The 26,398-nt window shown below is 62.9% G+C and carries 28 protein-coding genes; 8 read left to right on the top strand and 20 right to left on the bottom strand.

Annotation, left to right across the window (positions count from 1 at the left end; genetic code table 11):
• The first annotated feature begins 161 nt into the window (after positions 1 to 161).
• The 3 genes from BN3266_RS09040 (at position 162) to BN3266_RS09030 (ending at position 3,691) form a co-directional block, all read left to right on the top strand.
• Positions 162 to 851, top strand: a complete 690-nt coding sequence (locus BN3266_RS09040) for a hypothetical protein (RefSeq protein WP_154669042.1) — start codon at positions 162 to 164, stop codon at positions 849 to 851.
• A gap of 121 nt (positions 852 to 972) precedes the next feature.
• Positions 973 to 2,250, top strand: coding sequence for a DNA polymerase IV (dinB, locus tag BN3266_RS09035; protein ID WP_075109727.1), 1,278 nt, complete (start codon positions 973 to 975; stop codon positions 2,248 to 2,250).
• A gap of 223 nt (positions 2,251 to 2,473) precedes the next feature.
• A complete protein-coding gene (locus BN3266_RS09030; RefSeq protein WP_059004895.1) occupies positions 2,474 to 3,691 on the top strand; it encodes a CPBP family intramembrane glutamic endopeptidase in 1,218 nt (405 codons plus the stop codon).
• A gap of 152 nt (positions 3,692 to 3,843) precedes the next feature.
• Here BN3266_RS09030 and BN3266_RS09025 read toward each other — a convergent pair whose 3' ends face one another.
• Positions 3,844 to 4,032, bottom strand: coding sequence for a DUF6440 family protein (locus BN3266_RS09025; protein ID WP_059004894.1), 189 nt, complete (start codon positions 4,030 to 4,032; stop codon positions 3,844 to 3,846).
• A gap of 641 nt (positions 4,033 to 4,673) precedes the next feature.
• On the opposite strand from BN3266_RS09025, the gene BN3266_RS09020 reads away from it, so the two are divergent.
• Positions 4,674 to 6,092 carry a spore germination protein gene (locus BN3266_RS09020; protein ID WP_161213276.1) on the top strand — a complete coding sequence of 473 codons (1,419 nt, stop codon included), beginning with the start codon at positions 4,674 to 4,676 and terminating at the stop codon, positions 6,090 to 6,092.
• Between the two features lie 168 nt (positions 6,093 to 6,260).
• On the top strand, positions 6,261 to 7,139 hold the full coding sequence (locus BN3266_RS09015) for an AraC family transcriptional regulator (RefSeq protein WP_059004893.1): 879 nt from the start codon (positions 6,261 to 6,263) through the stop codon (positions 7,137 to 7,139).
• Between the two features lie 51 nt (positions 7,140 to 7,190).
• Here the strand turns inward: BN3266_RS09015 and BN3266_RS09010 are convergent, their stop codons facing one another.
• The 5 genes from BN3266_RS09010 to BN3266_RS08990 all read right to left on the bottom strand — a co-directional run bounded on the left by BN3266_RS09010 (position 7,191) and on the right by BN3266_RS08990 (position 10,844).
• Positions 7,191 to 7,508, bottom strand: coding sequence for an HD domain-containing protein (locus BN3266_RS09010; RefSeq protein WP_059004892.1), 318 nt, complete (start codon positions 7,506 to 7,508; stop codon positions 7,191 to 7,193).
• The gene (locus BN3266_RS14440) at positions 7,498 to 8,358 is read right to left on the bottom strand and encodes a CCA tRNA nucleotidyltransferase (RefSeq protein ID WP_059004891.1); all 861 of its coding nucleotides are present in this window, start codon (positions 8,356 to 8,358) and stop codon (positions 7,498 to 7,500) included. The genes BN3266_RS09010 and BN3266_RS14440 overlap by 11 nt, the downstream gene beginning before the upstream one ends.
• Before the next feature lie 25 nt (positions 8,359 to 8,383).
• Entirely contained in the window at positions 8,384 to 9,139 is a 756-nt protein-coding gene (locus tag BN3266_RS09000) for an exodeoxyribonuclease III (protein WP_059004890.1), read from the bottom strand.
• A 288-nt stretch (positions 9,140 to 9,427) separates the two neighbouring features.
• Complete coding sequence (locus BN3266_RS08995; protein ID WP_059004889.1) at positions 9,428 to 10,129, bottom strand: hypothetical protein; 702 nt, start codon at positions 10,127 to 10,129, stop codon at positions 9,428 to 9,430.
• A gap of 148 nt (positions 10,130 to 10,277) precedes the next feature.
• On the bottom strand, positions 10,278 to 10,844 hold the full coding sequence (locus BN3266_RS08990; protein ID WP_021658625.1) for a phosphate propanoyltransferase: 567 nt from the start codon (positions 10,842 to 10,844) through the stop codon (positions 10,278 to 10,280).
• A gap of 363 nt (positions 10,845 to 11,207) precedes the next feature.
• Here BN3266_RS08990 and BN3266_RS08985 point away from each other — a divergent pair, with 363 nt between their 5' ends.
• Entirely contained in the window at positions 11,208 to 12,299 is a 1,092-nt protein-coding gene (locus BN3266_RS08985) for a hypothetical protein (RefSeq protein ID WP_154669041.1), read from the top strand.
• Positions 12,300 to 12,399: 100 nt separating this feature from the next.
• Positions 12,400 to 12,642, top strand: a complete 243-nt coding sequence (locus BN3266_RS08980) for a hypothetical protein (RefSeq protein ID WP_021658437.1) — start codon at positions 12,400 to 12,402, stop codon at positions 12,640 to 12,642.
• A 63-nt stretch (positions 12,643 to 12,705) separates the two neighbouring features.
• On the opposite strand, the gene BN3266_RS08975 is transcribed toward BN3266_RS08980, so the two are convergent.
• The 6 genes from BN3266_RS08975 to BN3266_RS08945 all read right to left on the bottom strand — a co-directional run bounded on the left by BN3266_RS08975 (position 12,706) and on the right by BN3266_RS08945 (position 19,819).
• Positions 12,706 to 13,848 carry a M20/M25/M40 family metallo-hydrolase gene (locus BN3266_RS08975; protein ID WP_059004887.1) on the bottom strand — a complete coding sequence of 381 codons (1,143 nt, stop codon included), beginning with the start codon at positions 13,846 to 13,848 and terminating at the stop codon, positions 12,706 to 12,708.
• Positions 13,849 to 14,017: 169 nt separating this feature from the next.
• Positions 14,018 to 14,209, bottom strand: coding sequence for a hypothetical protein (locus tag BN3266_RS08970; protein ID WP_059004886.1), 192 nt, complete (start codon positions 14,207 to 14,209; stop codon positions 14,018 to 14,020).
• Between the two features lie 335 nt (positions 14,210 to 14,544).
• Entirely contained in the window at positions 14,545 to 15,756 is a 1,212-nt protein-coding gene (locus tag BN3266_RS08960; RefSeq protein WP_059004885.1) for a metal-dependent hydrolase family protein, read from the bottom strand.
• A gap of 50 nt (positions 15,757 to 15,806) precedes the next feature.
• Positions 15,807 to 17,021 carry a metal-dependent hydrolase family protein gene (locus BN3266_RS08955; RefSeq protein WP_059004884.1) on the bottom strand — a complete coding sequence of 405 codons (1,215 nt, stop codon included), beginning with the start codon at positions 17,019 to 17,021 and terminating at the stop codon, positions 15,807 to 15,809.
• Positions 17,022 to 17,157: 136 nt separating this feature from the next.
• Complete coding sequence (locus tag BN3266_RS08950) at positions 17,158 to 18,378, bottom strand: metal-dependent hydrolase family protein (RefSeq protein WP_059004883.1); 1,221 nt, start codon at positions 18,376 to 18,378, stop codon at positions 17,158 to 17,160.
• 232 nt (positions 18,379 to 18,610) lie between these two features.
• A complete protein-coding gene (locus BN3266_RS08945) occupies positions 18,611 to 19,819 on the bottom strand; it encodes a hypothetical protein (protein WP_075109726.1) in 1,209 nt (402 codons plus the stop codon).
• A 314-nt stretch (positions 19,820 to 20,133) separates the two neighbouring features.
• On the opposite strand from BN3266_RS08945, the gene BN3266_RS08940 reads away from it, so the two are divergent.
• Complete coding sequence (locus tag BN3266_RS08940) at positions 20,134 to 20,595, top strand: GtrA family protein (RefSeq protein WP_059004881.1); 462 nt, start codon at positions 20,134 to 20,136, stop codon at positions 20,593 to 20,595.
• A gap of 375 nt (positions 20,596 to 20,970) precedes the next feature.
• Here the strand turns inward: BN3266_RS08940 and epsC are convergent, their stop codons facing one another.
• The 8 genes from epsC to rpsU all read right to left on the bottom strand — a co-directional run bounded on the left by epsC (position 20,971) and on the right by rpsU (position 26,279).
• Entirely contained in the window at positions 20,971 to 21,618 is a 648-nt protein-coding gene (gene epsC / locus BN3266_RS08935; RefSeq protein WP_059004880.1) for a serine O-acetyltransferase EpsC, read from the bottom strand.
• A gap of 287 nt (positions 21,619 to 21,905) precedes the next feature.
• A complete protein-coding gene (locus BN3266_RS08930) occupies positions 21,906 to 22,355 on the bottom strand; it encodes a CD1247 N-terminal domain-containing protein (protein WP_021658447.1) in 450 nt (149 codons plus the stop codon).
• A gap of 60 nt (positions 22,356 to 22,415) precedes the next feature.
• A complete protein-coding gene (gene efp / locus BN3266_RS08925) occupies positions 22,416 to 22,973 on the bottom strand; it encodes an elongation factor P (protein WP_021658448.1) in 558 nt (185 codons plus the stop codon).
• An 87-nt stretch (positions 22,974 to 23,060) separates the two neighbouring features.
• Positions 23,061 to 24,113, bottom strand: a complete 1,053-nt coding sequence (locus BN3266_RS08920) for a M24 family metallopeptidase (protein WP_059004879.1) — start codon at positions 24,111 to 24,113, stop codon at positions 23,061 to 23,063.
• 2 nt (positions 24,114 to 24,115) lie between these two features.
• Positions 24,116 to 24,550: a type II 3-dehydroquinate dehydratase gene (gene aroQ, locus BN3266_RS08915; RefSeq protein ID WP_075109725.1), complete on the bottom strand. Its 435-nt coding sequence runs from the start codon at positions 24,548 to 24,550 to the stop codon at positions 24,116 to 24,118.
• A 51-nt stretch (positions 24,551 to 24,601) separates the two neighbouring features.
• Entirely contained in the window at positions 24,602 to 25,459 is an 858-nt protein-coding gene (locus BN3266_RS08910) for a TIM barrel protein (RefSeq protein ID WP_059004878.1), read from the bottom strand.
• 1 nt (position 25,460) lies between these two features.
• Positions 25,461 to 25,943, bottom strand: coding sequence for a YqeG family HAD IIIA-type phosphatase (locus BN3266_RS08905; protein ID WP_081692924.1), 483 nt, complete (start codon positions 25,941 to 25,943; stop codon positions 25,461 to 25,463).
• 153 nt (positions 25,944 to 26,096) lie between these two features.
• Entirely contained in the window at positions 26,097 to 26,279 is a 183-nt protein-coding gene (gene rpsU / locus BN3266_RS08900; RefSeq protein WP_021658453.1) for a 30S ribosomal protein S21, read from the bottom strand.
• Between the last annotated feature and the right edge of the window lie 119 nt (positions 26,280 to 26,398).

The following is a 26,398-nucleotide window of genomic DNA, read 5'->3' as shown; positions in this document are numbered from 1 at the left end:
AGTCCACGCTTTACTTTAAATACTATTGACTTATAAAGCGTATTGGATTCAGTTCCATTCATAAATAAGTTGTAATCGAACTTCTTATACATATAACTTGATTTTGACAACTTTTTTTGCTATAATAATAAAAAATTTGTCGAATGCAGGGGGATTTGCAGATGTTGAAAGGATATTGGCGTCACCGGGGGTCCTTCCGCGGGAAAAAGCGGAGGCGGCGTGCGGCCCAGGCGACCGCGGCCGAGGCAGCAGGCTTTTTTCTGCAGGAAACCTTCCGGCAGCCGCTGTGCTACCTGGACGAGCGCGACGCCTGCTTTCGCGCCCGGCGGCAGGGCTTTGGCCGGGACTGGGCCGCCTTTCGCCGCCAGGTGGAAAAACAGGGGGTGCTGACCGGGGCGTACTGCGCGCTGTTTGAAAAGCGGCTGGCCCACCTCTGCTACCTGTACAGCGCCGGGGCCATTCTGGCGGGGATGCAGGAAGTAGTCGCCTTTGGGGTGGAAGGGGTGGCGCTGGCCCCATTTGCAGACGACGAGGGCGGGCGGGCCGCCCTGCACGACGCCATTTTGTGGAAGGCGGGCTCCCTGGACCGGGGGGCGCTGGCCCGTTGGCCGGTGGCGGAGGCCGATTTTTGCGCCGTGCTCACCCCGCAGGCGCGCAAGGCGTACCAAGGGCTGAAAGAGGTGCTGACCAGTTGTTTTCGCAGTTGGCTGCCCGTCTGCTTTATCGCGGGGTTCGAGGTGCTTTTGGCCGACCAGCAGCACCCGGTGGGAGCGGCGCTGGTAGTCCAGGTAGAGCGGATCTACCGCCTGCTGGGACTGGCGCGGGAGGCGGACCGCCACTGGGAATTTTGAGCGCAGGCGAACAGGGGGGCAGGACAGCCCCCTATTTTTTACGGGCAAAACCGGCGCGCTTGTGGTATCATAAGGGATGAAAAAAGGGCGGCGAGCCGCCCGGGGAAAGGGGGCGCGCCGGATGGACGACCGGGTCATTTTGCACTGCGACTGCAACGGCTTTTACGCCTCGGTGGAGTGCGCCCTCAACCCGGCCTACCGATCGGTGCCGATGGCCGTCTGCGGCGACCCGGAGAGCCGTCACGGGGTCATTCTGGCCAAAAACGAGCTGGCCAAGGCCTTTGGCGTGCAGACGGCGGAGACGGTGTGGCAGGCCCGGCGAAAGTGCCCGGAGCTGGTGCTGGCGCCGGCCCACCACAAAAAGTACCGGGAATTTTCAGAGGCGGTCAACGCCATCTACTGCCAGTACACCGATTTGGTGGAGCCCTTCTCCATCGACGAGTCGTGGCTGGACGTGACCGGCAGCCGGACCCTCTTTGGCAGCGGGGTGCAAATCGCCAACGAGCTGCGCCGCCGGGTGAAAAAGGAGACCGACCTGACCATCTCGGTGGGGGTGAGCTTCAACAAGATCTTTGCCAAGTTGGGCAGCGACTACAAAAAGCCGGACGCCACCACCCTCATCACTCGGGAGAACTACCGGCAGGTCCTCTGGCCGCTGCCGGTGGGCTCGATGATCTACGTGGGAAAGGTGGCGGCGGAAAAGCTCTCCCGCGCGGGGATCGACACCATCGGCCAGTTGGCCCAGGCCGACGAAACCCTGATCGAGCGGCTGCTGGGGAAAGCCGGCATGGCGGTGCAGCTGTACGCCCGGGGCGAGGACGAGGAGCCGGTGCGCCCCGCCGGGGCCGAACGGGAGGTCAAGAGCGTGGGCAACGGCATCACCTTCCGCCGCAACCTGGAGGGGGAGGAGGACGTGCGCGCCGGGCTGCTGATGCTCTGCGACACGGTGGCGGCCCGGCTGCGCCGCTACGGCCTTTGCTGCCAGACGGTGCAGGTGCAGATCAAATCGCCCCAGTTCAAGGTGATTTCCCGCCAGCGGCAGTTGGAGCGGGGCACCGACCTCTCGCGGGAGCTGTTTGCCGCCTCCATGGAGCTGGTGCGGCAGAACTGGGACCTGCGCGCCCCCATCCGGATGCTGACGGTGACCGCCGCCGGGCTGGGCGGGAAGGACAGCGGGGAGCAGCTCTCCCTCTTTGCCGACCAGGCGGTCCTGGCCCAGCGGGAGAAGCAGCGCCAGCTGGAAACGGCCATGGACAGGGTGCGCTCCAAATACGGGGAGGGGGCGCTCTCCTTTGCCTCCCTGCTAAAGACCGACATCGTCAGCAAGAGCCAGGGCGAAAAGCTGCGCGTCGAGGGGAGCGAAGGGCCCGACTCCCCCGCCGGTCCCCCCGAACAATAGCGGGGCCCGCCAAAAAAAGTTTACAAAATCCCCCCTTCGCCCCCCGGCCCGCAGGGTCCGCCGAGGCCCATCACAAGCCCCTTTCAGGCCGTTTTTCAAGACTTTCCCCATCTTCTGGACTTGTTCACATTTGGGTGTTACAATAGGGGACAAATGCCAAAACCGCCCGCAAAAGGGCGTTTTCTCACAACTTTATTTTCCGCAACAAAGGTGGTCGTAACTGATGGAAGAAACCAACTTCACCCCACAGCCCCCCCTCTCCCCCCAGCCGGGAGAACCGTCCGGCGCGCCGGAGGCGGCGGAGAGCCCCTCCTCCGCCCCGGCCTTTGACCGCCCCGAAGGGGCCGCCGACTTCCCCCCTCCCCCCGCCGCAGGGGGCGAGGCGCCTCCTGTGCCGCCGGTCGCCCCCCCTCTCTCCCCCGTAAAACAGGCCAAAAAGGCGCTGCGGCGCTGTTCCAACCGCAACAGCCTGCTGCTGCTCTTGCTGGTGGTGGGCACCAACCTGGTGGCCCTGGGGGTGCTGATGGCGATGAAGCTGCTGGGGGTGCGGATGAGCACCACCGCCTTCGACACCGTGGCCAACCTGATCTCCTACGGCTCGCTCTACCTGGTGATGGCCCCCCTGCTGCTGCTCATCGGCAACGCCGGTCAGCCCCACAAGGTGCGCACCTACTTTACAAAGCCCAAGGCCAGCGGCAAGGAGATCGCCAAGTGGACTCTCATCGGGGTGGGACTCACCTACGGCGTCAGCTATGTCTTCAACTTCCTCTTCACCATCATCCAACTGCTGTTCGGGGTGGAGCTCGCGGCCCCCAGCCTGGTGACCGACACCGGCTTTGCCAACGCCCTCATCTCCTTCTTCTTCATGGCTCTGGCCGCCCCGCTGATGGAGGAGCTGATTTTCCGGGGGACCCTGCTCTGCCACACCCTGTCCTTTGGCAGTTGGTTTGCCATTGTGGTGGTGGGCGTCTCCTTTGGCCTGACCCACATGAACTACCAGCAGCTGTTCTACGCTATCATGATGGGGATCGCCGCCGGGTTTGTGGCGGTCAAGGCCCAGTCCATCTGGCCGGCCTTGGGGATCCACCTCTCCATCAACCTCATCGGCGCCACCCAGTCCATCCTGGCCGGGCACATCGACCTGTCGGTGCTCACCGGCGGGGGTAGCAGCCGCTATGTCATGACCTACCTCCTCTCCAAGCTGCCCTACCTGCTGCCGATCCTGCTCCTCTCCCTCCTCTGTCTGGCGGCGGCGGTGAGTGGGTTTGTCCTCTTCGTCATCGAGGCGGTCAACCACAAGGACACCTTCCGCCTGGAAAACCCCTGCACCGTCCTCACCCCGGCGCAGAAGGCGGCGACCTACCTGTCGGCCCCCGGCACCATCCTCACCCTGGCGGTGATGCTCGGCATGACCGTCTGCAACGCCCTGGGCGTTTTGTGAGCGACTGCACCCCTGAGCCGCTCCAGTAAAAACGGATAAGAGACAAAGTACCCCCCGACGCAGAAAAACAAACTGCGTCGGGGGGTACTGTTTTGAAGGGGCGAAGACACCTATATGCCCAAGCGCTGTTGCCGGAGAGCGGAACAATGCCATCAACCCGAAAAAGGGATGGGGCTGATCACCGGTTTGCCGTAGCGGTCCAGCAGCGGGGTGAGCCCGCCGGAGTACCCCTCTTGGTGAAAGAGGTAGTTGACCCCCGTCACCCGGTCCACCCAGATTTGGGTGACGCTCATGGTGCCCTGCTTGTAGACAACGATAAAGCGGTCGCTGGGTTTTGCCATCTCTCATCCACTCCTTTTCCGCCCGCCTGTAAGGGGGCTTTTTCAGTGTACGGCAAACGGGGAGCGGCTGTCAACAGGAGAAGGGGCAGCGCCCCTCTCTGCGCCCTGTCGCCGAGATGAGCCCCCCGTGGCCCCCTTGCAACAAAGAGGGCGATATGGTACGGTGGTGAAAAGAGCGATGCGCTTTTGGATGAGAAGGCGCACTCGATAAATCGCGACTTGTGGAGGCAATAATGTATAAGGAAGATTGTCCGTGTAAAAAGAAGAATTGTGAACGGCACGGTGATTGCGATGCTTGCAGAGCTTATCACGCAGAGTCCAAGCGAAAGCGCCCGTGTGAGCGAGAGAAAAAATCACTTTTTTCTTTGCTGAAGAAGAGAAACGATTGAATCAGTAAGATTTTAGCTTATATAGGTCAGCTTAATGCGACTTATTGGGCACAAGGCGGCCCAGTAACCTTGGAAAAGTCGGTCGACTTTCCATTTGGACCCCAGACAGGATCCCGCAAAGAGGGGGCGCCCCGCAGAGGGAGGCGACCCCTCTTTTTTTGCAGCGCGGCCCCACCGGCGCAGGGCGAAAGGAGGGCGCAGAAAAAATGGGTTAAACAGCCGCGTTTGGGGAACACTGATGGGGAAATCGAGGTGATCGTTTTGAAGCGTGAGGAAATTGCCCGCCTGCTCCCCCTGAAAGAGAGTTTCGACCTGCTGGAAAAGCCGGTGGTCATCGGCGACCGGCAGTGCTCGGTCTTTTTTTTAGACGGGTTCATGAAGGACGACCTCTTCCAGCGCATCCTGCAGTTTTTCTTCTCCATCACCCCGGAGCAGATGGACGCCCTGGAGGACCTGGAGGACTTCTGCCGCCGCTTTCTCCCCTACACCGAATACGCGGTGACCGAGCGCCCGGAGGAGGCCGCCCAGGCGGTGTTGTCGGGCCCCTCCGTCCTGGTGATCGAGGGATTTGCCGGGGCGGTGGTGATGGACACCCGCACCTACCCCAACCGGGGCATCGACGAGCCGGAGAAGGACAAGGTGCTGCGGGGTTCGCGGGACGGGTTCTCCGAGACGGTGGTCTTCAACACCGCCCTCATCCGCCGGCGCATCCGCGACCCGCGGCTGACCTTTGAGATGCTGTCGGTGGGCGAGTCCTCCAAGACCGACGTGGCCCTGGGCTATATCGACGGGGTGGCCGACCCCAAGCTGGTGGGGGAGCTGCGGGAGAAAATCAAGGCCCTCACCCCCAAAAACATGGTCATCAACCAGCAAAACCTGGTGGAGCTGCTGCTGAAAAAGCCCTCCATCAACCCCTTTCCCAAGGTGCGCAACACCGAGCGGCCGGACGTGGCCGCCGCCCAGCTGGTGGAGGGGCGGGTGGTGCTGATCGTGGACAACTGCCCCACCGCCATCATCCTGCCCACCTGGCTGGCCGACTTCTCGCAGGAGGCGGACGACTTCTACTTCCCGCCCCTGGTGGGGTGGTACATGAAGCTGATCCGGATCGCCACCTCCCTGCTGACCATGCTGGTGACCCCCCTCTGGCTGGTGCTGCTGCACTATCAGGACGCCCTGCCGCCCCTCCTCTCCTTTCTCAAGGTGCAAAACGACACCGGCATCCCTCTGATTTTGCAGCTGCTACTCATCGAGTTTGCCATCGACGGGCTGCGGCTGGCCTCGGTCAACACCCCCACGGCGCTGGCCAGTTCCCTGAGCATTGTGGGGGGGCTGATTTTGGGGGACTTTGCGGTGCAGTCGGGGGTGGTGGTGCCCCAGGTCATCTTCTACATGGCCTTTGTGGCCATCGCCACCTTCTCCCAGCCCAGCATCGAGCTGGGGTACTCCATCAAGTTCTGCCGGATGCTATTGCTGATCGGGGCCTGGGCAGGGGGGCTCTGGGGCTTTTTGCCGGTGCTGGTCTTCTGTCTCTGGCTGGCCTACGCCAACCCCACCATCACCGGGAACCGGTACTTCTACCCGGTGCTCCCCTTCTCGCTGCGGGGGTTCATCGCCCTGTTCAAGCGAAAGTTCTCCCGCAACAGCGAAGACGTGCCCCACATGGGAAAATAAAGGGCGTATTCACGGGCCGGCGCACCATCGCGCCGGCCCTTTTTTGCCACACAGCGGCCAGGTGTGGTAGAGTGGGAGAGAGGATCGTCTGACACCCCGGCGCAGGGAAAGTCAAGACCCCGGCGCCGCCAAGGGGTATCATTGTCTCATGCGGAAGGGAGTGGAGAGATGAACTGGATCACCGGGATACAGCGGGCCATCGACTATGTGGAGGAGCACCTCACCGAACCGGTGGACTACGAGGAGGTGGCCAAACAGGCGCTGTCCTCCAGCTTTCACTTTCAGCGGGTGTTCGCCATCCTCTGCGGCTTCACCCTGGGGGAGTACATCCGCTGGCGGCGGCTCTCCCTGGCGGGGAGCGAGTTGGTCGGCACCGGCCGGCGGGTGCTGGACATCGCTCTGAAATACGGCTACGACACCCCCGAGAGCTTTGCCCGGGCCTTCACCCGCTTTCACGGGGTGACCCCCTCTCAGGCCAAGGCCGGTGGCGCCGTTCTCAAGACCTTCTCCCCCCTCTCCGCAAAATTGATTTTAGACGGAGGAACGACCATGGACTATCGCATTGTAAAGCAGGGCCCCTTTCAGATGATCGCCAAAAAGAAGCGGGTACCGCGGGGAGAGGAGACCACCGCGGCCGAGATTTCGGCATTCTGGCGGCAGTGCGGCGCAGACGGCACCATCCCCGCCCTCTGCCGCTACACCGACCAGAAAAGCCCCTTCGGCCAGCGGCTGCTGGGGGCCAGTTTCGGTGAGGATGCGGCCGACCGAGATTTTCCCTACGGCATCGGCGGGGTCTACAACGGCGCCCCCATCGCCGAGGCGGACTTTACGCTGGAGGACATCCCCGCCCACACCTATGTGGTCTTCCCCTGCACCGGGGCCATGCCCGACGCATTTCAAGCCCTCTACCGCCGGATCTACAGCGAGTTCTTCCCCGCCAGCGAGTACCAGCCCTGCGGGGGGCCCGACTTCGAGGCCTACCCGTCGGACCAGGTGGACTCCCCCGACTACTGCTGCGAGATCTGGGTCGCTGTGGAGAAAAAGTAAAGACAGCGAAAAGAGAGGCGCCGCTCGATGCGGCGCCTCTCTTTTTTGCGCTTATGGGAGGAGGGTCTCCTCTTTCAGCAGCGCCCGGGCCAGGGGTCCCAGCGACGCCCGGGTGTTGGCGGCGTGTCCGGCCCAAACCCCCTCCAACAAAGCCCGCTGCAACCGGCCCACCTGGGGGCCCGGCACGGCCCCCAGGGCCAGCAGGTCGCCGCCGGAAAGGGCCAGCTCCCGAACGGTGAGACAGACCCCCCGCTCCAACAGGGACAGCAGTCCGCCGGTGAGCTGTTCGGCCGTCTCCTCGGAGAGGCGGCCTGTGGCCCGCCAGAGGGCGACCTGACGGAGGGTCCCCTCCCGCCCCCTATCCGCCAAAAGCCGGCAGAGGGCGGGCGTTTCCCAGGGAATGGGGGCGTGGGCGGCGGCGACCAGGGCCGTCACCTCTCCGGCGGTGCGGCGGTCGCGGCGCAGCCTGTCTGGCCTCGACCGCTTCGGCGACGGCCAGCCAACCGCCCTCCTCCCCCCCAGCGGGGCGAAGGGCGGGGGCAGCGGCCCAGAAAAGGGGACCGAACCGGGCCAACAGCGCCCCCGCCCCGGGACAGGGGAGGAACCGCCGCCACTCGGCCAGCACCCGCTCCCCCGAAACGCCGGACAGCAGCCCGGCCGCCGCGTCCATGGCGGCGGCGGTAGCGGGGTGGATGGCAAAGCCGAGCTGGGCGGCAAAGCGGACCGCCCGCAGCAGCCGCAGGGCGTCCTCCTCAAAGCGGCGGGCAGGTCCGCCCACACAGCGGATGAGGCGGCTTTGCAGGTCTGCCCGCCCGCCAAAGGGGTCGCAGAGCCCCCGCCGGGGGGAGTAGGCCAGGGCGTTGACGGTGAAGTCCCGGCGGGCCAGGTCCTCCTCGATGCGGTCGGAAAAGGCGACCGTGTCGGGGTGGCGGTGGTCGCGGTAGGGCCCGTCGAGGCGAAAGGTGGTCACCTCCACGGCCTCCCCCTGCCAAAAGAGGGTCACCGTGCCGTGGGCAATGCCGGTGGGAACGGGGTGGCAGTCGCCAAAGAGGGCGAGCACCTGTTCGGGCCGGGCGGCGGTGGTCACGTCCCAGTCGTGGGGCGGGCGGCCAAGAAGGCTGTCGCGGACACAGCCCCCCACCGCATAGGCGGGAAAGCCCGCCGCCTCCAGCCGCCCGAGGATGGCCGCGGCGGCGGGGGACAGGGCGATTTTCTCCACGGTCAGCCCTCCCTTTTTGGCCTGCTCAGAGGTCGATTTCCAGCGATACGGGGCAGTGGTCGCTGCCGAAGATGTCGCTGTGGATGGTGCAGTCTTTCACCGCCCCGGCGATGCGCGCAGAGACCAGAAAGTAGTCGATGCGCCACCCGGCGTTGTTCTTGCGGGCGTTGAAGCGGTAGCTCCACCAGCTGTAAGCGCCGGTCAGGTCGGGGTTGCGGGCGCGAAAGACATCGGTAAACCCGCTGTCGAGAAGGGCGCCGAACTTCTCCCGCTCCTGGTCGGAGAACCCGGCATTCCCCCGGTTGCTCTTGGGGTTTTTCAGGTCGATCTCCTGGTGGGCGACGTTCATGTCGCCGCAGACGATGACCGGCTTCTTCTCGTCCAGAGCGTGCAGGTAGGCGCGAAAATCGTCCTCAAACTGCATGCGGTAGTCGATGCGGGCCAGCTTCTCTTTGGAGTTGGGGGTGTAGACGTTGACCAGGTAGAACTGGGGGTATTCCAGGGTGAGGACCCGGCCCTCGGTGCCGTGGGCGTCGATGCCGATGTCCCGGGTGAAGGACAGGGGTTCGGTGCGGGCGAAGACGGCGGTGCCGGAATAGCCCTTTTTGAGGGCGCTGTTCCAGTACTGGGCATAGCCCGGGGTCTCTATCGGGACCTGTCCCTCCTGCATCTTGGTCTCTTGGATGCAGAACAGGTCGGCGTCGGCCGCCGCAAAAAAATCAAAAAAGCCCTTGGTGATACAGGCGCGCAGGCCGTTGACGTTCCAGGTGACAAGTTTCAAAGGGGGTTCCCTCCTCGTTTTTTTGTAGTGGGTGGGCGGCTTTCCGTCCGCGGCTGCGGTTTTAACCGGCGCGGCGGCGGACAGGGAAAGACGGCTCGACCGGCCGTCCCGCCGCCGCAGCCGCGCAGCGGGTCCTGGCCATGGAGCGGGGCGCAAACGGCGTCTGCACATCTGCCCGGCCATCCCCGGTATTACCGCCACTTCGTGGCTATTATACCACGAAAAAGGGCGCTCCAACAGCGGGAGCGCCCTTTTTTGGCGGGAAATAGGCCGCGGCCAAACGGGAGACTAGGCGGCCAGCAACACGATGTTCAAAATCCAGCCCACAGCACCCAGGGCGGCGCCGATGACGCTCAGCACCAGGCCGAAGATGGCCATCACCTTGGAGGTGGACTTGATGCCGGTGATCCCAGCGGTGATGCCCACGATCCCCAGGACAATGCCCAGCAGGGCCGAGAAGTACCAGGAGACGGGGATGGAGAGGATGCCCATCACCAGGGCCAGCACCGCCTTGCTGGTAGGGTTGTGAACGGCCACCGGCACCGGGGCGGGCTGGGCGACAGCCGCCTGGGGCACGCCCTGGGGAGCGCCCGCCGGGGGGACCACAGCGCCCTGAACGGCAGCGGCGGGGGCGCCCTGGGGCACCGCGTCGGCGGGGGTGACCTGGTTGAGCAGGCCGATGAGGGTGTCCACCCGCTTTTTCAAGTTGGCCTTGGGCAGGGCGCCCATAAAGCCGTCCAGCCCCATCTCCCCCGCGTAGACGCCGGGGAGGATGGCGTATTTCAGCCAGGCCTCGATGTGGACCTTGCCCCCGCCGTAGACCAGCTTGACAAACTGGGGCGCGGTCATCATGCCGACGCCCTTCTTCCAGACGATCTCACCCTTGACATTGGCCACCTCGAACCCCTCTTTCAAAAAGAAGTCCTCCGAGATGAACTTGATCATGTCGTCGGGTTTGTTGCACGCAAATTCCGCAATAAATCTGCTCACAGTCGCATATCCTCCTCAAAAATTTATCTTCCACAGCGAAAAGACGCTGTCGACAGCTCGTTATTTCTTTGACATATAGGAGTAAAAAAGAGGCCATTCCGGCAGGGTCGCCTGTGGGCGGAATGGCTCTTTTTTTCGGATAAAACGCCTACTTGACGAACTCGCCCTCGCGGGGGTTCCCGGCGGCGTTGGCCTCGTCGGTGTCGATGTGCATAGCGGTGGCGAACTTATCGCTGACGCGGATCACCACGTCGCCAAAGATGAGGGAGCGCTCAGGGGTGTCGACCTTGACCTGGACGATCTCCTTGTCGGAAACACCGTAGGCGGCGGCGTCCTCGGGGGTCATATGTACATGGCGCTTGGCGACAATGACGCCCTCGCTCAGCTCGACCTCACCCGCGGGGCCCACCAGTTTGCAGGGGGCGCTGCCGGCCACGTCGCCGGACTCCCGCACCGGGGCGGCGACGCCCAGCTTGCGGGCCTCGGTGGCCGAGACCTCGATCTGGGTGGCCGAACGGGTGGGGCCCAAAATCGAGACGTGGGGCAGGGTGCCCTTGGGGCCCACCACGTCGACCCGCTCCTCGCAGGCGAACTGGCCGGGCTGGGACAGGTCCTTTTTGGGGGTCAGCTTGGCGCCCTTGCCAAACAGCGTTTCCAGGTCGGCCTCGGTCACGTGAACGTGGCGGGCAGACATCTCCACCAGGAATTTTTTCATCGTGCAATCCTCCCAATTGACTGCCGGGGCGCACCCGGCGAAATAGCTGTGACATCCGCCCGGCGGGCGGCGGCAAAAAGCGGCGGTCCCCCGCTTTCAAAAGGGGGCGGCAGTCGCCTCTACACTCTATTTTATTGTATCACAATCCGCCGGCTTTGCAACGGAAAAAGAGGGATTTTTTCGGGAAAGGACGGAGGTGGGACAGTGTCAAAAAAGGCCGGGGAGGAATAGAATGCCCTACCATTTCCCTGCGGCAAAATGAGCGGCCGCTCCGGCGGCGCTTTTTCCCCTGCCCTCCTTCCGGCGAGAGGGGCGGGGCGCGCCGCCGACCTTCCCTCGCCGGAGAAAAGGGGTTTTGACATGATGGATCACAAGGGAAAGCGGCTGGACTTCTTTTTGGCCGCCAACAGCCCGGTGGGCTTTGCCAGCTATTTTGGCGCCCTGGACGGGGGCGACCCGGCCTTTACCACCTACATACTGGGCGGCTGCCCGGGCTGCGGCAAGTCCACCCTGCTGCGCCGGGTGGGGGAGGCCCTGCTCGACCGGGGGGAGACGGTGGAGTTCATCCACTGCGCCTCCGACCCGGGCTCCTACGACGCCGTTCTCTGCCCCGGGCTGCACCTGGGGGTGGTGGACGGCACCCCGCCCCACGGGATGGTCCCCCGCTACCCCGCACTCGCAGAGCAGTTTGTCGACCTCTACCGCTTCACCGACCCGGCGGCGATCGCCCCCCACCGGGAGGAGATCACCGCCCGGCTGGACGAGAGCGCCCGTCTGCAGCGGCGCTCCGGCCGCTTCCTCTCGGCGGCGGCCTCGCTGCTGCGGGACAACAGCGCCGTGGTGACCCCCTGTCTCGACCTGCCCAAGCTGGAGCGGTACGCCCTCTCCACCGCCAAGCGGCTGCTGCCCCCGCTGGACAAGAAGGGGCGGACCTTTGACCGCTTCCTCTCCCACCTGACGCCCTCCGGGCCCCAGCCCCTCTGCGAGACGGCGGCGGGCTTTGGCCGGGTGATCTTGCTGGAGGACAGCTACCAGACGGCGGCCCCCCTCTTTTTGGAGCGGATGGCCAAGATTGCCCTGGCCGCCGGGTACGACGTCTACGCCTGCTACTCCCCCCTCTCCCCCTACGACAAGCTGGAGCACCTGGTCCTGCCCGAGGCGGACCTCTGTCTCGTCAGCGAGCCGCGGCAAAACGCCTACGCCCAGGCGCTGCCCACCCCCTTCCGCCATGTGTACAGCCGCCGCTTCACCGACCTGGACGCCCTCTACCCCTACCGCAACCGCCTCTCCTTCAACAAAAAGGCGGCCAAAGAGCTGGTGCGGGAGGCCGCCCGCCTCTGCGCCGAGGCCCAGGAGGCCCACCGCCAGGCCGAGGCCCTCTACGCCCTGGGCACTGACCGCGCCGGGGTCGACGCCCTGGCGGGGCTTTTGGTGGAGAAGCTGACCGCCCGCTAGGGGCCGACCAAATCCCGGCGGCGACAAAAAGGGGCGCATATCGCGCTGGAGGGCGGTCTATAATGCAACTATACCGCTATCCGAAGGAAGGGGGCGCAATATGGCACGTCCAAAGAAGGCGCGAAACTTCGACGAAGAGCTGATGAAGGTCGAGGCCCAGATCACCCGGCACAAGAACACCATTGTGGAGCTGGAGGAGACCCGCAAGCAGATCGTCCGCGAAAAGCAGCAATCAGAGCTCAGCGCTGTCTATCAGACCATCTCCGACTCGGGGATGTCCATCGACCAGGTCATCTCCCTCATCCGGCAGCAGTCGGGCGAGGGCGAGAGCCGGGCCAGTTGAGCGCAGACAGCCAAAAAAGAGGGCCGACCCCGATTGGGGCCGGCCCTCTCTCCGTCTTCAAAATCAACCGTGGAAGTAGGAGAGCACCAGCGACCCGGCGATCTTCATGCCGGTGGGCAGGCTCTCCAAATCGATCCACTCGCCCCGGGTGTGGGCGCCGCCCCCGGTACAGACCCCGAAACAGGCGGCGGGGATTCCCTGGGAGAGGGGGATGTTGCAGTCGGTGGAGGAGGCCAGCATCTCGACGCGCTTGCCGGTAAACTGCTCGATGGCGTCAAGGCAGCGGTCCTCCAGCTCCCGCTGGGCGGCGGGGTCCACATCGCCGGTGCAGGGGCGCTCGCCCAGCAGCTCGACTTCCACCTCGATGCCCATAGCGCGGTAGCACTCGACCGTCTTTTCAAAGAAGTTCTGCATGAAGGCCAGGTCCTCCCGGCAGTCGGAGCGAAACTCGTAGAGCATCTCGGCGTTCTGGGCGATGGTGTTCACCGAGGTGCCGCCGGAAACGGTCCCCACATTGTAGGTGGTGCGCCCGCCGGTGGGGACTTTGACGGTGTAGAGGGTGTCGATCATCGAGGCCAGGCAGGCGATGGCGTTGCGGTTGCCAAAGTTGCCGTAGGAGTGGCCGCCCTCGGTCTTGATCTCGACCCGGTAGCGCTGCGAGCCCACCGCGCCGTTGCAGAGCATCAGATAGTAGCCGTCAAAGGAGACCACCTGGCGGATGCGCCCGGCGTAGTCCTTTGCCAGCTGGCGGGAACCCTTGAGGTTGCCCAGCCCCTCCTCGCAGGAGTTGGCCACAAAGAGAACGCCGCAGTCGGCCTGCAGTCCCTGGCGGGTGACATAGGCCGCCAGCATCATCAGCACGGCCAGGTTGGCGGTGTCGTCCCCCACGCCGGGACAGTACATCTTGCCGCCCTCGTAGCGGGGGGCAAAGGGCTCCAGATCGGGGAAGACGGTATCGGTGTGGGCCATGAAGATCATCACTTCGCCCTCCGGCTTGCAGCCGTAGGGGTAGACCACATTGAGGGCCTCGTCTATGTACACCCCCTGCGCGCCGTGCGCTTCAAACCAGCGCTTGCAGAAGTCGGCCCGGGCCCCTTCGTTGTGGGAGGGGGCGGGGATGGCGCAGAGGTCGGCGATCAGATCGATCAAGACCTGGCGGTTTTCCTCTACATAGTCGAGGAAGGTCTGGGGCAATTTTTCCGGCATGACAGGTTCCCTCTTTCTTCAAGTAGCTTTGCAGGCCGCCCGCTGCACGGCAGGAGCGGCTGCGGTTGCCCCCATTATACCACGATTTGGAGAGGGTGGGCCGAAGGGAGAGAAAAAAGATTTGCCCCTCTCCCCCGCTCGCCGTTCGGCGGGTGGGGGTATGTACTCTCTAGCGGCGGGGGCTGCTGGTCTGAAAGTCGGCGATGATGCGGAAGACCGGCTGGTTGGCGGGGACCGTTCCACCCGCCTTGCGGTAACCGGCCATGTAGGCGTCCCGCACCAAGTTGAAGAGGATCCCCTCAAACTCGTCGTACTTTAGGCTGTCAATAAACTGTCCAAAATCCTTTTCAAAAGCATCCATTTTTTTCTCCTTTCGAGGGGGTGTCTCGCATTCCCCTCTGGTTTGACAGAGCTTGTGCTGTCTGCGACGTTTCCCGTCCCGATGTGACTGGTTTAGCTTCATTATAGGGCTGGAAAACGGCGCAGATTGTCGATTTTGGAGGGATGGACGCATCTTTACAACTTTGAAACAAATGGCTTTATGATGCGGATGGTCTCGTTTTTACAGGGGCTCTACCCCCTGTATTCTTTCGACAGGGTTCCCCATTACAAAGAGGAGAAAAAGCAGACCTTAAAAGGCGCCGCCCCACCCTTTTGCAGGGTGGAGGCGGCGCCCCGATGACATTTGGCAGGTGTCTAGTTTTTGTAGACCTTGCCGTCTTTCATGATAAAGGTGACCGCTTTGAGGGCGGTGATGTCGGCCAGGGGGTCGCTGTCCACAGCCACCACGTCGGCCAGCAGACCCTCTTTGAGGGCGCCCACCCGGTCCTCCCAGCGGATGAGCTGGGCGGCCCACTTGGTGGCCGAGAGGATGGCGTCGCCCGGGTCCATCCCCTGTTTCACCATCAGCTCAAACTCCAGCGCCTGGCTGCCGTGGGTGGCAAAGGGGGTGCCGGTGTCGGTGCCGAAGGCGATCTTGATGCCCATCTTGTAGGCGCGGGCAAAGGTGGCGAAGTGGGTCTCCATCACCTTTCCGCACTTTTCCACCAGGGGGGCGGGAATGCCCATCTGGGTGCCGTTTTTCATGATGTGCCAGGGGGCCTGCAGGGTGGGGACCAGCCAGGTGCCGTTTTCCAGCATCAGGTCATGGGCCTCCTGGTCGGCCATGGTGCCGTGCTCGATCGAGGTGATGCCGGCGCGCACCGCCATCTTGATCCCCTCGGCCCCGTGGGTGTGGGCGGAGGTGATGCGACCCTTGACCTTGGCCTCGTCGATGACGGCCTTCATCTCCTCAAAGGTCAGCTCGGGGGCACCCGGGTCGTCGCCGAAGGAGAGGACGCCGCCGGTGGCCATCAACTTGATTTGGTCGGCGCCGTATTTGAAGTCCTTGCGGGCGGCCTTGCGGCCCTCGTCGGGGCTGTCGATGATGAAGCCCATGCTGGTGTCGCCGGTGATGTAGGGGTTGAAGCTGCTGTCGGCGTGGCCGCCGGTGGTGCCGATGGGGATGCCGGAGCAGAACATTCTCGGGCCGTCGATCTTGCCGGCGTTGATGGCGTCGCGCACGGCGATGTCGGTGAAGAAGACCGACCCCTCGTCGCGGATGGTGGTGAAGCCGGCCATCAGGTCGGACTGGGCGTTGCAGATGGCGGTGATGGTGGAGTCGCCGATGGTCTGTTTGCTCATGTAGTCGGTGGCGGGCTCCCCGTTCATGTTCACGTGGACGTGGCAGTCAATGAGGCCGGGCAGGACGTATTTGTCCGACAGGTCGACCACCTCGTACCCCTCCTTCAGGGGGGCGCCGGTGGACAGGGCCTCGATCTTGTTGCCGTCGATGTAGAGGTCGACCCCCTCGACGAATTGCTTGGTGGCGGTGTCAAACAGGTGGCCGCAGCGCAGGACTTGTTTCATCTTACCATTCTCCTTTATCGTATCTCGTTTCGGTGGGCTGTCTGCGGGGGCTATCCCTTGCAGACCTGGCCGCCCTTCATGACGAAGGAGCAGTCGCTCACCGCTTCTATGTGTTCCAGCAGGTTTTGGTCAAAGGCGGCGAAATCGGCGAATTTGCCGGCCTCCACGGTGCCCACCCGGTCGGACCAGCGCATCAGCTCGGCGTTGACCTTGGTGGCTGCCAGCAGGGCCTGGGCGGGGGTAAAGCCGTAGCGGACCATCAGCACCAGCTCATAGGTCTGCTCTCCATGGTGGTTGAAGAAGGTGCCGGCGTCGGTGCCGAAGCCGATTTTGACCCCCTTCTCCCGGCATTTAGCCAGATTTCTCTGGTGGTTTTCCAGGCAGCGGGCCGATTTCTCCACCGCCGAGGCGGGGATGCCGGCGTCGGTGCCGTACTCGACAATGCGGTCGCCGGCGATGATGGTGGGGACCAGGTAGGTGCCGTGGGCGGCCATCAGGTCAATGCACTCGTCGTCCATCAGCATCCCGTGCTCGATGGTGGCCACCCCGGCGCGGATGGCGTTTTTGATCCCCTGGGCGCCGTGGGCGTGGGCCGAGGAGAGCTTGCCCCGGCTGTTGGCGATGTCGAGCATGGCCTTCATCTCCTCAAAGGAGAGTTCGGGCGCGCCCGGCTCCCCTGGGGAACCCACCCCGCCGGTGGCCATGATCTTGAGCTGGTCGGCGCCGTACTTGAACATCAGCCGGGCGGCCTTGCGGGCCTCGTCGGGGCCGTCGATGACATAGCCGTACTCGTGCATCCCGGTGATATAGGGGTTGAACCAGGAGTCGGCATGGCCGCCGGTGGAGCCGATGCAGAGCCCGGAGCAGAGCATCCGCGGCCCCACCACCTTGCCGGCGTTGATGCCGTCGCGCAGGGCGATGTCGGCAAAGCCGTAGGAGCCCATGTCCCGCAGGGAGGTAAAGCCCGCCATCAAATCGCTGCGGGCATTGCAGAGGGAGCGGATGGTGCAGGCCCCCACCGTCTCGGAGATCATCTGCTCCATAAAGTTGAGTTCGCCGTCGATGTTGGTGTGGACGTGGGCGTCGATGAGGCCGGGGGTGACAAATTTGTCCGACAGGTCGATGACCTGGTAGTCCTCCCCCCTAAACTGGGCGCGGGGCATCACCGCCTCGATGGTCTCGCCGTCGATCAAAACGGCCTGGTCGCGGAGCACCTCTTCCCCGGTGGCGGGAAAGAGCTGGCCGCAAAAGAGCACTTTTTTCATGGAATTCCTCCCTCTCTGTTCGCCAAAATCGCGCAGGCAAGCCATTCGCTGCAAATTGCAGTTTAAAGCACGAAAGCGAATAAAGCAACGATAAGTGGCTGCTCACACAGCCACTTATCAGATTATACCAGTATTTTTAGCCCTTGTAAACCACGCCGTCCTTCATGACAAAGGAGCAGTGGTTCATGATTTCGATGTTGTCGAAGGGGCTCTCGTCAAAGGCCACCACGTCGGCCAGCTTGCCGGCCTCGATGGTGCCGACCTTGTCGCCCCACTTCATCAGCTCGGCGTTGGTGCGGGTGGCGGCAATCAGGCACTCGGCCACCGGGAACTTGCCGTACTCGGTCATCAGCCCAAACTCGCGGGTCTGCTCGCCGTGCCGGTTGTAGTAGGTGCCGGCGTCGGTGCCAAAGCAGATCTTCACGCCCTTGGCGCGGCATTTCTCCAGGTTTTTGCCGTGGTTCTCCAGGCAGCGCTGGGCCTTGCCCACCGCCTCGGCCGGCAGGCCGTTCTCAACGCCCATGGCGACAATCCGCTCGGCGGCGATGATGGTGGGGACCAGGTAGGTGCCGTGCTCGACCATCATGTCCATGCACTCCTCGTCCATCAGCATCCCGTGCTCGATGGAGGTGATACCGGCGCGGATGGCGATTTTGATGCCCTCGGCCCCGTGGGCGTGGGCGGTGGAGATCTTGCCGCGGGAGTTGGGCACATCGAGGATGGCCTTCATCTCCTCGTAGGTGAACTCGGGGGCGCCGGGCTCGTCGCCGATGGACATGACGCCGCCGGTGGCCATGACCTTGATCTGGTCAGCGCCGTATTTCAGGGTGTAGCGGGCGGCTTTGCGGCCGGCGTCGGGGCTGTCGATGACCTGGCCCATGCTGTGCTGCCCGGTGATGTAGGGGTTGTAGTGGGAGTCACAGTGGCCGCCAGTGGTGCCGATGGGGATGCCGGAGACGAACATTCTGGGGCCGGTGATCTTGCCGGCGTTGATGGCGTCGCGCACGGCGATGTCGGCAAAGCCGTAGGAGCCCTCGTCCCGCACTGTGGTGAAGCCCGCCATCAGGTCGGACTGGGCGTTTTTCATGCTGTCGATGGTCATGTCGCCGATGGTCTTTTTGCCCATGTCGTCCATGCAGGTGACCTCGCCGTTCATGAGGGTGTGCAGATGGGCGTCGATCAGGCCGGGCATGACGAACTTGTCGGACAGGTCGATGACCTCGCAGTCGTCGCAGTTGCACCCGGAGATGGGGCCGACCGACTCGATTTTATTGCCGTCGATGACGATGGCGATGTTCTCCAGGACCTTGTCGTCCACCGCACTGAAAAACTTGCCGCATTTGATCACTTTTTTCACAATCATCCACTCCTTTTTTATTTGAGGGGCCGCCTGTCGAAAAGCCGGCGGGCAGCACGTCTGTACAGCGTTGTATTTCCAGGACGCTTTAACGGTTTAAAGCGTCCCCTTTCTGCAAGTGAACCGCCTGCCAAAGCAGACGGTCAACTCGCAAAACCTTCTTTTCAAACTCACAAGACGCAATTTTCCCAACAGAAACCGCTTCTGTGAATGCGCTCTCCCCGCTCCTCGCTTAGGAGAAGATGAAGGGGGAGATGATGCCGGCAAAGACCACCGAGGCAATGGTGACGGTGGTGAAGCCGCCGACGAGCATTTTGGGCAGAATCACGGCGGAGACAGCAGCCTTCTGCTCGTCGCTGGCGTCCAGACCGGCGACGACCTCGTCGGTGATGACCTGGGTGCCGGGGTAGCCGATGAGGGCGGTCATGCCGATGGCGATGGAGACCAGGGGGCTGTAGCCCAGCAGTTTGCCCATGATGATGGCGAAGATGCCGATGCCGACGGCGCCGATGACCAGGGTGCCGACCAGGGGCAGGATCATGTCGAGGAAGGCAGCCGGGGTGACCGAGGTGAAGGAGCCGGGCAGGACCGCCAGCAGGGCGATGCTGAAGAAGCCGTAGGCGCCGGCCTTGGTCAAGGCGTTCTTGTTCAGGAAGCCGATCTCACAGAAGATGATGCCGAAGAGGAGGTAGGCCACGTTGGGGTTGAGGATGTAGTTGACCGGGTTGGAGCCGGGGATGACGGTCAGCATGGCCACAACGTAGGCGATAAAGGCAACGATGCCCAGTTTGGCGATAATGGAAGTGGGGGTGTTGAGGAACTTGGGCCCCTCGGGCAGGAAGCGAAGGTTGATCTTCTTTTTCTTGCCGGTGGAAGCGCTCTCGGAGACAACGCCGTTTTTGACCATCTTGCCCGCCTCTTTCTTCAGGCAGAAGGAGGCAATGGGCATACCGACGAACATCTGGAAGGCCACGACCAGCATGGCGAACCCGCCCAGAGCGGGCTTGCCGGCGGCGACGGCGGCGTCATTGGTGATGATGCCGGCAATCAGCCCGCCCGCGATGGGGGAGGCGGCGCTGAGGGCGTACTCTTTGCCGAAGAGCCAGGTGGAGATGGTGAAGCTGACCAGGGCCAGACCCACCAGGCCCACCAGAGCGATGACAACCGTCTTCCACTCTCTCAGCAGGGACTCCAGGTCGAGGATGGTGCCCAGGTTGACCAGCAGCACGGCGATGCCGAAAGCACTCATCATGCCGGGCAGGGTGCTATCCGCAACCGAAGTGGCCGGGATAATGCCGGTCCAGAACCCTACGAGGTAGACAAAGCACCCCACGATAATAGCGGATATCAATCCTTTTGTTTTCTCTGCAACGATGTCGCCGAGGGCGAAGACGACCACGAAGACGACAAACGAGAACAGCGGTGTCCAAATTGTTGTCATCAGATTTCCTCCTAAATCGAATTTGACGAAGGCTGTTGGGGGCCCCGTCGATTTGATACACATTATAGCACGGCCCCAGAGGCTTGTCACCGGGTCGGTCACAGTTTTGTAACATTTTTTATTTTAGCGGTGAAAAGTGGTGAAACGAATAGTGAATTTGGCCAAATTGCAAACAAAAAACCATACAAGATATGCAATGAATGGGAAATTCCACCCCCTCTCGCCTTCCCCTTTTCTCCATTTGGGTGTAAAATGGGACAGAAAGAGCGCAGATATGCCGGTATTTGCCGCCTATATGAGAGGGGGGAGCTCGATTGCTCCACTGGATCCGTGCCCTGGTCGGCGACATCGTCAAAAACTGGCGGCAATTTGCCCACTATGTGTTCTGGGGGGCCATTACCGCCTTTCTAAATCTCTGCCTTTTCTTCGTCCTGGCCAACTGGTGCGGCTGGAACTATGCCGTCGCCAATGTGGCCGCTTGGGTGGTCTATGTAGTGGCGGCCTACTTCTCCAACCGCTGGTTTGTCTTTCGCCAGCGCGGGGGCGGGGCGCGGGCTGTCTGGCAGGGCCTGCGGGACTTTGCCGGCTGTCGGCTGGGCACCTGTGTGCTGGAGACCGCCATCATGGCGCTGCTTGTCTCAGGGTTGGGACTTCCCCAAAACCCGGTAAAAATCGGGGCTTCCGCCCTCTCGGCCACCATCAACTACATTGTCAGCCGGTTCTGGATTTTCGGCAAGGTGAAAAAAGAGGCCAGGAAGTACACCGGGGAGAGGTGAACGGCCCCCGCCGGGGAAAGTCGCCCTTTTGTCGCACCAAAAACCAAGGGGGCTTTGCTAAAATTGCCCTACAAATAATTAGAAAGAGAGGGGGGAGCGCCGCAGCGCTCCCCCCTCTCTTTTTTCGGGAATGAGTCACGGATGCAACCTTGCTTCTTTTCCCCCGCCAGGCAGGCTCTTTGTCTGCCCCTTTTGCGGGCGACAAGGGGGGTGGAAATCATCTTCCCATTTTGCGCCGCTGGTCTTCTATATCCTCTCTTCTGCGCTGGGACAGAGGGGCCACGGAAGGCTAAAGGCCTGGCCAAACAGCTCCGGCGGTTAGGTCGTCAATATATCGCAAAGTCGCGATAGCAGCGCCCGGAGTAGAACAACCGGTCAGCGGGCACTCCTCCCCCGGCCGCACTCCCCTTCCAATCGGTCGAGTCGGCGGGCCAGGTGGGCCAACTGGTTGTGCAGCAAATCGGGGTAGTCCCGCTGGTTGAGGGTCTCGCTGGCGGGCGGGCCGACCCGGCGGCCGTTTTGGCGGACCACCGCGGCGGGAATGCCAATGGCGGTGGCCCCGGCGGGTACCGGGCGCAGCACCACGCTGCCCGCGCCGATGCGGCTGCCGTCCCCGATCTCGATGGGGCCCAACACCTTGACACCGGCCCCCAGCAACACATCGTTGCCCACAGTGGGGTGGCGTTTGCCCTCCCCCTTGCCGGTGCCCCCCAGGGTGACCCCGTGGTAGATGGTGCAGTTGTCCCCCACCACGGCGGTCTCGCCGATGACCACCCCGGCCCCGTGGTCGATAAAGAGGCCGCGGCCGATCTGGGCCCCGGGGTGGATCTCAATGCCGGTAAAACCCCGCCCCAGCTGGCTCAGCAGCCGGGCGAGAAAGAAGTGTTTCCGCCGGTAGAGGCGGTGGGCGAGCCGGTACCACAATAGGGCGTGGTAGCCGGGGTAGAGCAAAACGACCTCGGCCAGACTTCTGGCGGCGGGGTCTTTTTTTAGGATGGAGCGGGCGTCTTCAAGCCATTTCAATGGGATCTTCCTCCTGTGGCAGCGGGCCGCGCCGAACAGGCGGCGGCCGGTTGAACGGCGGCTGTCACGGGCGGAGACATCGCCCCCAGGGGCGGCGAAGGGGGAACCCCTTGCGCCGCTTTTTTGTGCGGGCAGTCAGTGCGCTCATCACAGGGTCTCCCCTCCTCTCTGCGGCCTTTCGCGGCCGCTTGTACAGTGTATGCCGGGCCGACACCGCCCGGCAAAAAGAAAAAGAGAGCCGCCCGGCACACACCGGGCGGCTCTCGATCGCAGTCGCTTGAAGGGGGCTACTCCTTCTCTTCGTGGTCGCAGCCGCAATCGCAGCAGCCGCACTCCTCTTCGTCGTCAAAGGCGAAGTCAGTGTCCAGTTCCAGCTCCTCGCCACAGTTGGGGCAGGGCATGGAACCCACGTCGGTCAGGGTGTCCTCGTCGACATAGATGGTCTCGCCGCAGGTGGGGCAGGTCACTTCGTACATGGGCTCATCGCAGCAACAGTCATCATCGTCGTCGTCTTCGTCGCCGTAGAGGTCGTCCTCCACATCGGAGAGATCCTCGTCCAGCTCTTCCACAAAGTCCATCACTTCGTCCAGGTCTTCCTCGATGTCGTCGACAGTCAGGGCCAGGTCCTCGATGATGTCGACCATCGCCAGGATGATCTTGGACTCCTTCTTGCCCTTGTCGATGTCCAGCCCCTCGATGAGGCCCTTCAGGTAGGATACTTTTTCGCCGATGGTCATAGCTTGTCTCTCCTATTCAAATCAATTGGGGAAAGGGCGGGCGGGCAGAGTGGTTCTGTCCTACGCTCTCTCCATGTACTCGCCGGTGCGGGTGTCGATGCGGATGCGGTCGCCCTCGCTGAGGAAGAGGGGGACGCGGATCTCGGCGCCGGTCTCCAGAGTGGCCTCTTTCAGGGTGTTGGTGGCGGTGTTGCCTTTGAAGCCGGGGTCGGTCTTGGTGATCTCCAGCTCGACAAAGAAGGGGGGCTCGACGCCAAAGACGTTGCCCTTGTAGGACAGCACCTTGACCACAGTGTTCTCTTTGACAAACTTGAAGTTGTCGCTGAGGATAGACTTGTTGATGGGCAGCTGCTCGTAGGTCTCCTCGTCCATGAAGTAGTAGAGGTCGCCGTCGTTGTACAGGTACTGCATGTCCCGCCGATCGATAAAGGCGGTGGGGTATTTGTCGTTGGGGTTGAAGGTCTTCTCCAAAACCCCGCCGGTGATGACGTTTTTAATTTTAGTGCGGACGAAAGCGGCCCCCTTGCCGGGTTTTACGTGCTGAAATTCCACTACTTGCACGACGGTGCCGTCCATCTCAAAAGTAACTCCGTTGCGAAAATCTCCCGCAGAAATCATGGGTCCATCCTCCAAATCATTAGTTCTTATCCATTCTATCCTATCACCGTCTATTTTTCAAGTTCTTTTTCGGCCTGGCGCCGGGGTTTAGAGGAGGAGCAGCTCCTTGGGGGAGCGGGTGATGTCCTCGGTCCCCTGGGGGGTGATGACCACCATGTCCTCGATGCGCACCCCGAACTCGCCGGGCAGGTAGATGCCCGGCTCCACGGTGATGACCATCCCCTTTTCAAGGGCGGTCTTACAGCCGGGCGAAAAGCGGGGTTCCTCGTGGATGTCCAGCCCCACCCCATGGCCCAGGCCGTGGCCGAATTGGGCCCCGTAACCAAAGGAGGCGATGTAGTCCCGGCTGGCCCGGTCGACCTCCTCGCAGATAACGCCCGCCTGGGCGGCGGCAATGCCGATCTCGTTGGCCTTGAGGACGATGTCGTAGATCTGGCGCTGTTTTTCGCTGACTTTCCCCAGGGCCACGGTGCGGGTCATGTCGCTGCAGTAGCCGTCCACCGTGCAGCCAAAGTCCATGGTGAGGAAATCACCCGTCTGCAGCACGTAGTCCCCCGGCACCCCGTGGGGCTTGGAGGAGTTTTGCCCCCCCACCACGATGAAGTCGAAGGAGACCCCTTCGGCCCCCTGGCGGCGGATGAAAAACTCCATCTCCAGGGCGATCTCCCGCTCGGTCTTTCCCGGGGCAATGTGGCCGAGAATGTGCTGGAACCCCTCGTCGGTGAGGGCCTGGGCGGCCTTTATCTTGGAGATCTCGGCGGCGCTCTTGCGCATCCGCAGGCCGCCCAGCACCTCTTCAAAGCCGCTGCCGTCCACCAGCCGGGCGGGGAGTTTCTCCATCCACCCGCGGGCCTTCGACAGGGAGCAGAGGGAGTCCACCACCCCGTAGGACCGGACCCCGTGCCGGGCAAACAGCTCGCCGATCTGGGCATAGAGTTTGTCCTGCAAGAGCACCTGGCAATCCCGCGCGGCGGCCCGGGCCATCTCGATGTAGCGGAAGTCGATGATCAGGTAGGTCTCCTCCCGGGTGACGACGACGGTGCCCGCCGAGGAGCGGACCCCGGTGAGGTACTGGCGATTTTTCTCATCGTCCACCAGGGCGGCGTCAATGCCCTGGGGCAGCAGTTCACAGACGCGCATGGCTACACCCTCCCCGCCAGGGCCTCGATGGCCAGCAGATAGCCCTGGGTGCCCAGGCCGCAGATTTGGCCCACGCAGACCGGGGCGGTCACCGAGCGGTGGCGAAACTCTTCCCGCTGGTGGACGTTGGAGATGTGCACCTCCACCGCCGGCAGCTTGACGGCGGCCAGGGCGTCGCGGATGGCGTAGCTGTAATGGGTATAGGCGCCGGGGTTGATGACGATCCCCTGAAAGTCGGTCAGTCCCCGGTGGATGAAGTCGATGAGCTCGCCCTCGCCGTTTGCCTGAAAACAGATGCAGGAAAGCCCCAGCTCGGCGCATTTTTGGCGGCAGGACTCCTCCACGGTCTGCAAATTTTCCAGCCCGTAGTGGCCCGGCTCCCGCACCCCCAAAAGGTTCATGTTGGGCCCGTTGATGATGGCAATGATCTTTTTCACGTGGATCCACCCCTCTTTATTTTCTCCGCCCCGGCGGGGCGGGACAGCGCTTTACCCCTGCAGGGAGCGGTAGTAGTCTTTCATGGTGCGGGCGTCCTCGGCCTGGGTGCCGGCGGACTCGCAGATGAAGGTGGGGCTGCAGCCGTACTGGCAGATGAGCTCCATCAGCGGCTCATAGGCGGGACCGTAGACGGTGTCGGCAAAGGTCAGGTGGACCTTTTCGCCCCCCTTTTCGGTGTACTGGATCTTGGAGAAGTGGGCGTGAAATCCCTTCATCCGCCCCTCGCCCAGCCGCTCCCCCACCGCCAGCAGGATGGCCTCGTAATCGCTCTTCTGGGCGATGCCGCCCAGGGTGCGGGCGTTGAGGTGGCCAAAGTCGATACAGGGGATCAGCCGCTCGTCGAGACAGCAGAGGGAGAGCACCTCGTCCAGGGTGCCCAACTGGTTGATCTTCCCCATGGTCTCGGGGCAGAGGTGGACATGGCCCAGCCCCTCCTCATCCATGGCCGCCAGGGCCCGCTGCAGGGTGTCGCCGGCCAGGGCCAGGGCCTCCTCCCTGCTGATTTTCGAGCAGGAGCCGGAGTGGACCACCACCCGGTCGGCCCCCATGCCGGCGGCGGCGCGGACGCTCTGGAGGATGTACTCCACCGACTTCTGACGCTTCTCCTCCTCCACCGAAGAGAGGGAGATGTAATAGGGGGCGTGCAGGGAGAGGGAGATGCCATGCTCCACCGCCTTTTTGCCAAAGGCGGCCGCCGCCTCGGGGCTGATGCGCACCCCGTGGCCGCACTGGTACTCGTAGCAGTCAAGGCCCATCTTCTCCACATAGCCGGGGGCCTGGATGGTGGCCTTGTACCCCTGGTCTTTAAAGCTCTGGGAATTGCCCGCCGGGCCGAATTTTGCCGCCATTTCAGTCCTCCTCCCGCTTGATGAACAGCCGTTCCAGCTTGCGCTTGAACTGGATCTGCGCCAGCTCCTGCCCGTCGATGGGGTTGACCAAAATGGTCTTGACCCCGGCGATGTTCCCCCCCAGCATGTCGGTGAAGAGCTGGTCGCCCACCATGGCGCAGGCCTCTCGGGGCAGCCCCAGCAGCGCCACCGCCCGGCGGTAGCTCTTCGGCAGGGGCTTTTTGGCGCTGTGGACATAGGGCAGGCCCAACAGCTGGGCAAAGGGGCGCACCCGCTCCTCCCCGTTGTTGGAGATGATGCAGAGTTTGATCCCCCCCGCCCGCATGGCCTCGACCCATTCGCGCGCCCCCGGCGCCGGGGTGGGGTCGTCGTGTTTGGCAAGGGTGTTGTCGATGTCGACGATCAGCCCGCCGATGCCGGCGGCCTTCAGAAATTGCAGGGTCACCCCCTGCACGCTCTTTTGCATGTAGTCCGGTCTCAGCACCTGCTCGCTCCCCCTTTGGGCGGCTACGGCCGCCCTCTTAGTATCTCAAAAAATTGTTTCAAAATTGCAAAGAAATTGAAGCCGGCAAATGAAAAAGCGGGCTGCAAAGCCCGCTTTTATCTTTTGTTCGCCGTGCCCGATAGACCTGCAAGCTTATCTCTTTTTGAATTTGCGCTTGCGAGCCGCTTCGGATTTCTTTTTGCGTTTTACAGAGGGCTTCTCGTAGTGCTCACGTTTGCGAACCTCCTGCAAGACACCCGATTTGGCGCACTGACGTTTGAACCGCCGCAGCGCGTTGTCCAAGCTCTCATTGTCTTTGACGCGAATTTCCGACATTTACTTCCCCTCCCTCCGCCATGCGGCAGGAGTTTACGGCGCCGCGCCCCCGCAGGGACCGCCCCGTAAGATGCCGCCGCCCAGGGCTCTCACCCGTGGACCTGGCCGCTACAAGTTGT

This window comes from Bittarella massiliensis (ex Durand et al. 2017), assembly GCF_001486165.1.
In the GTDB taxonomy this organism is placed as follows: Bacteria; Bacillota; Clostridia; order Oscillospirales; family Ruminococcaceae; genus Bittarella; species Bittarella massiliensis.
This window is presented reverse-complemented; position numbering and strand designations above follow the sequence as displayed.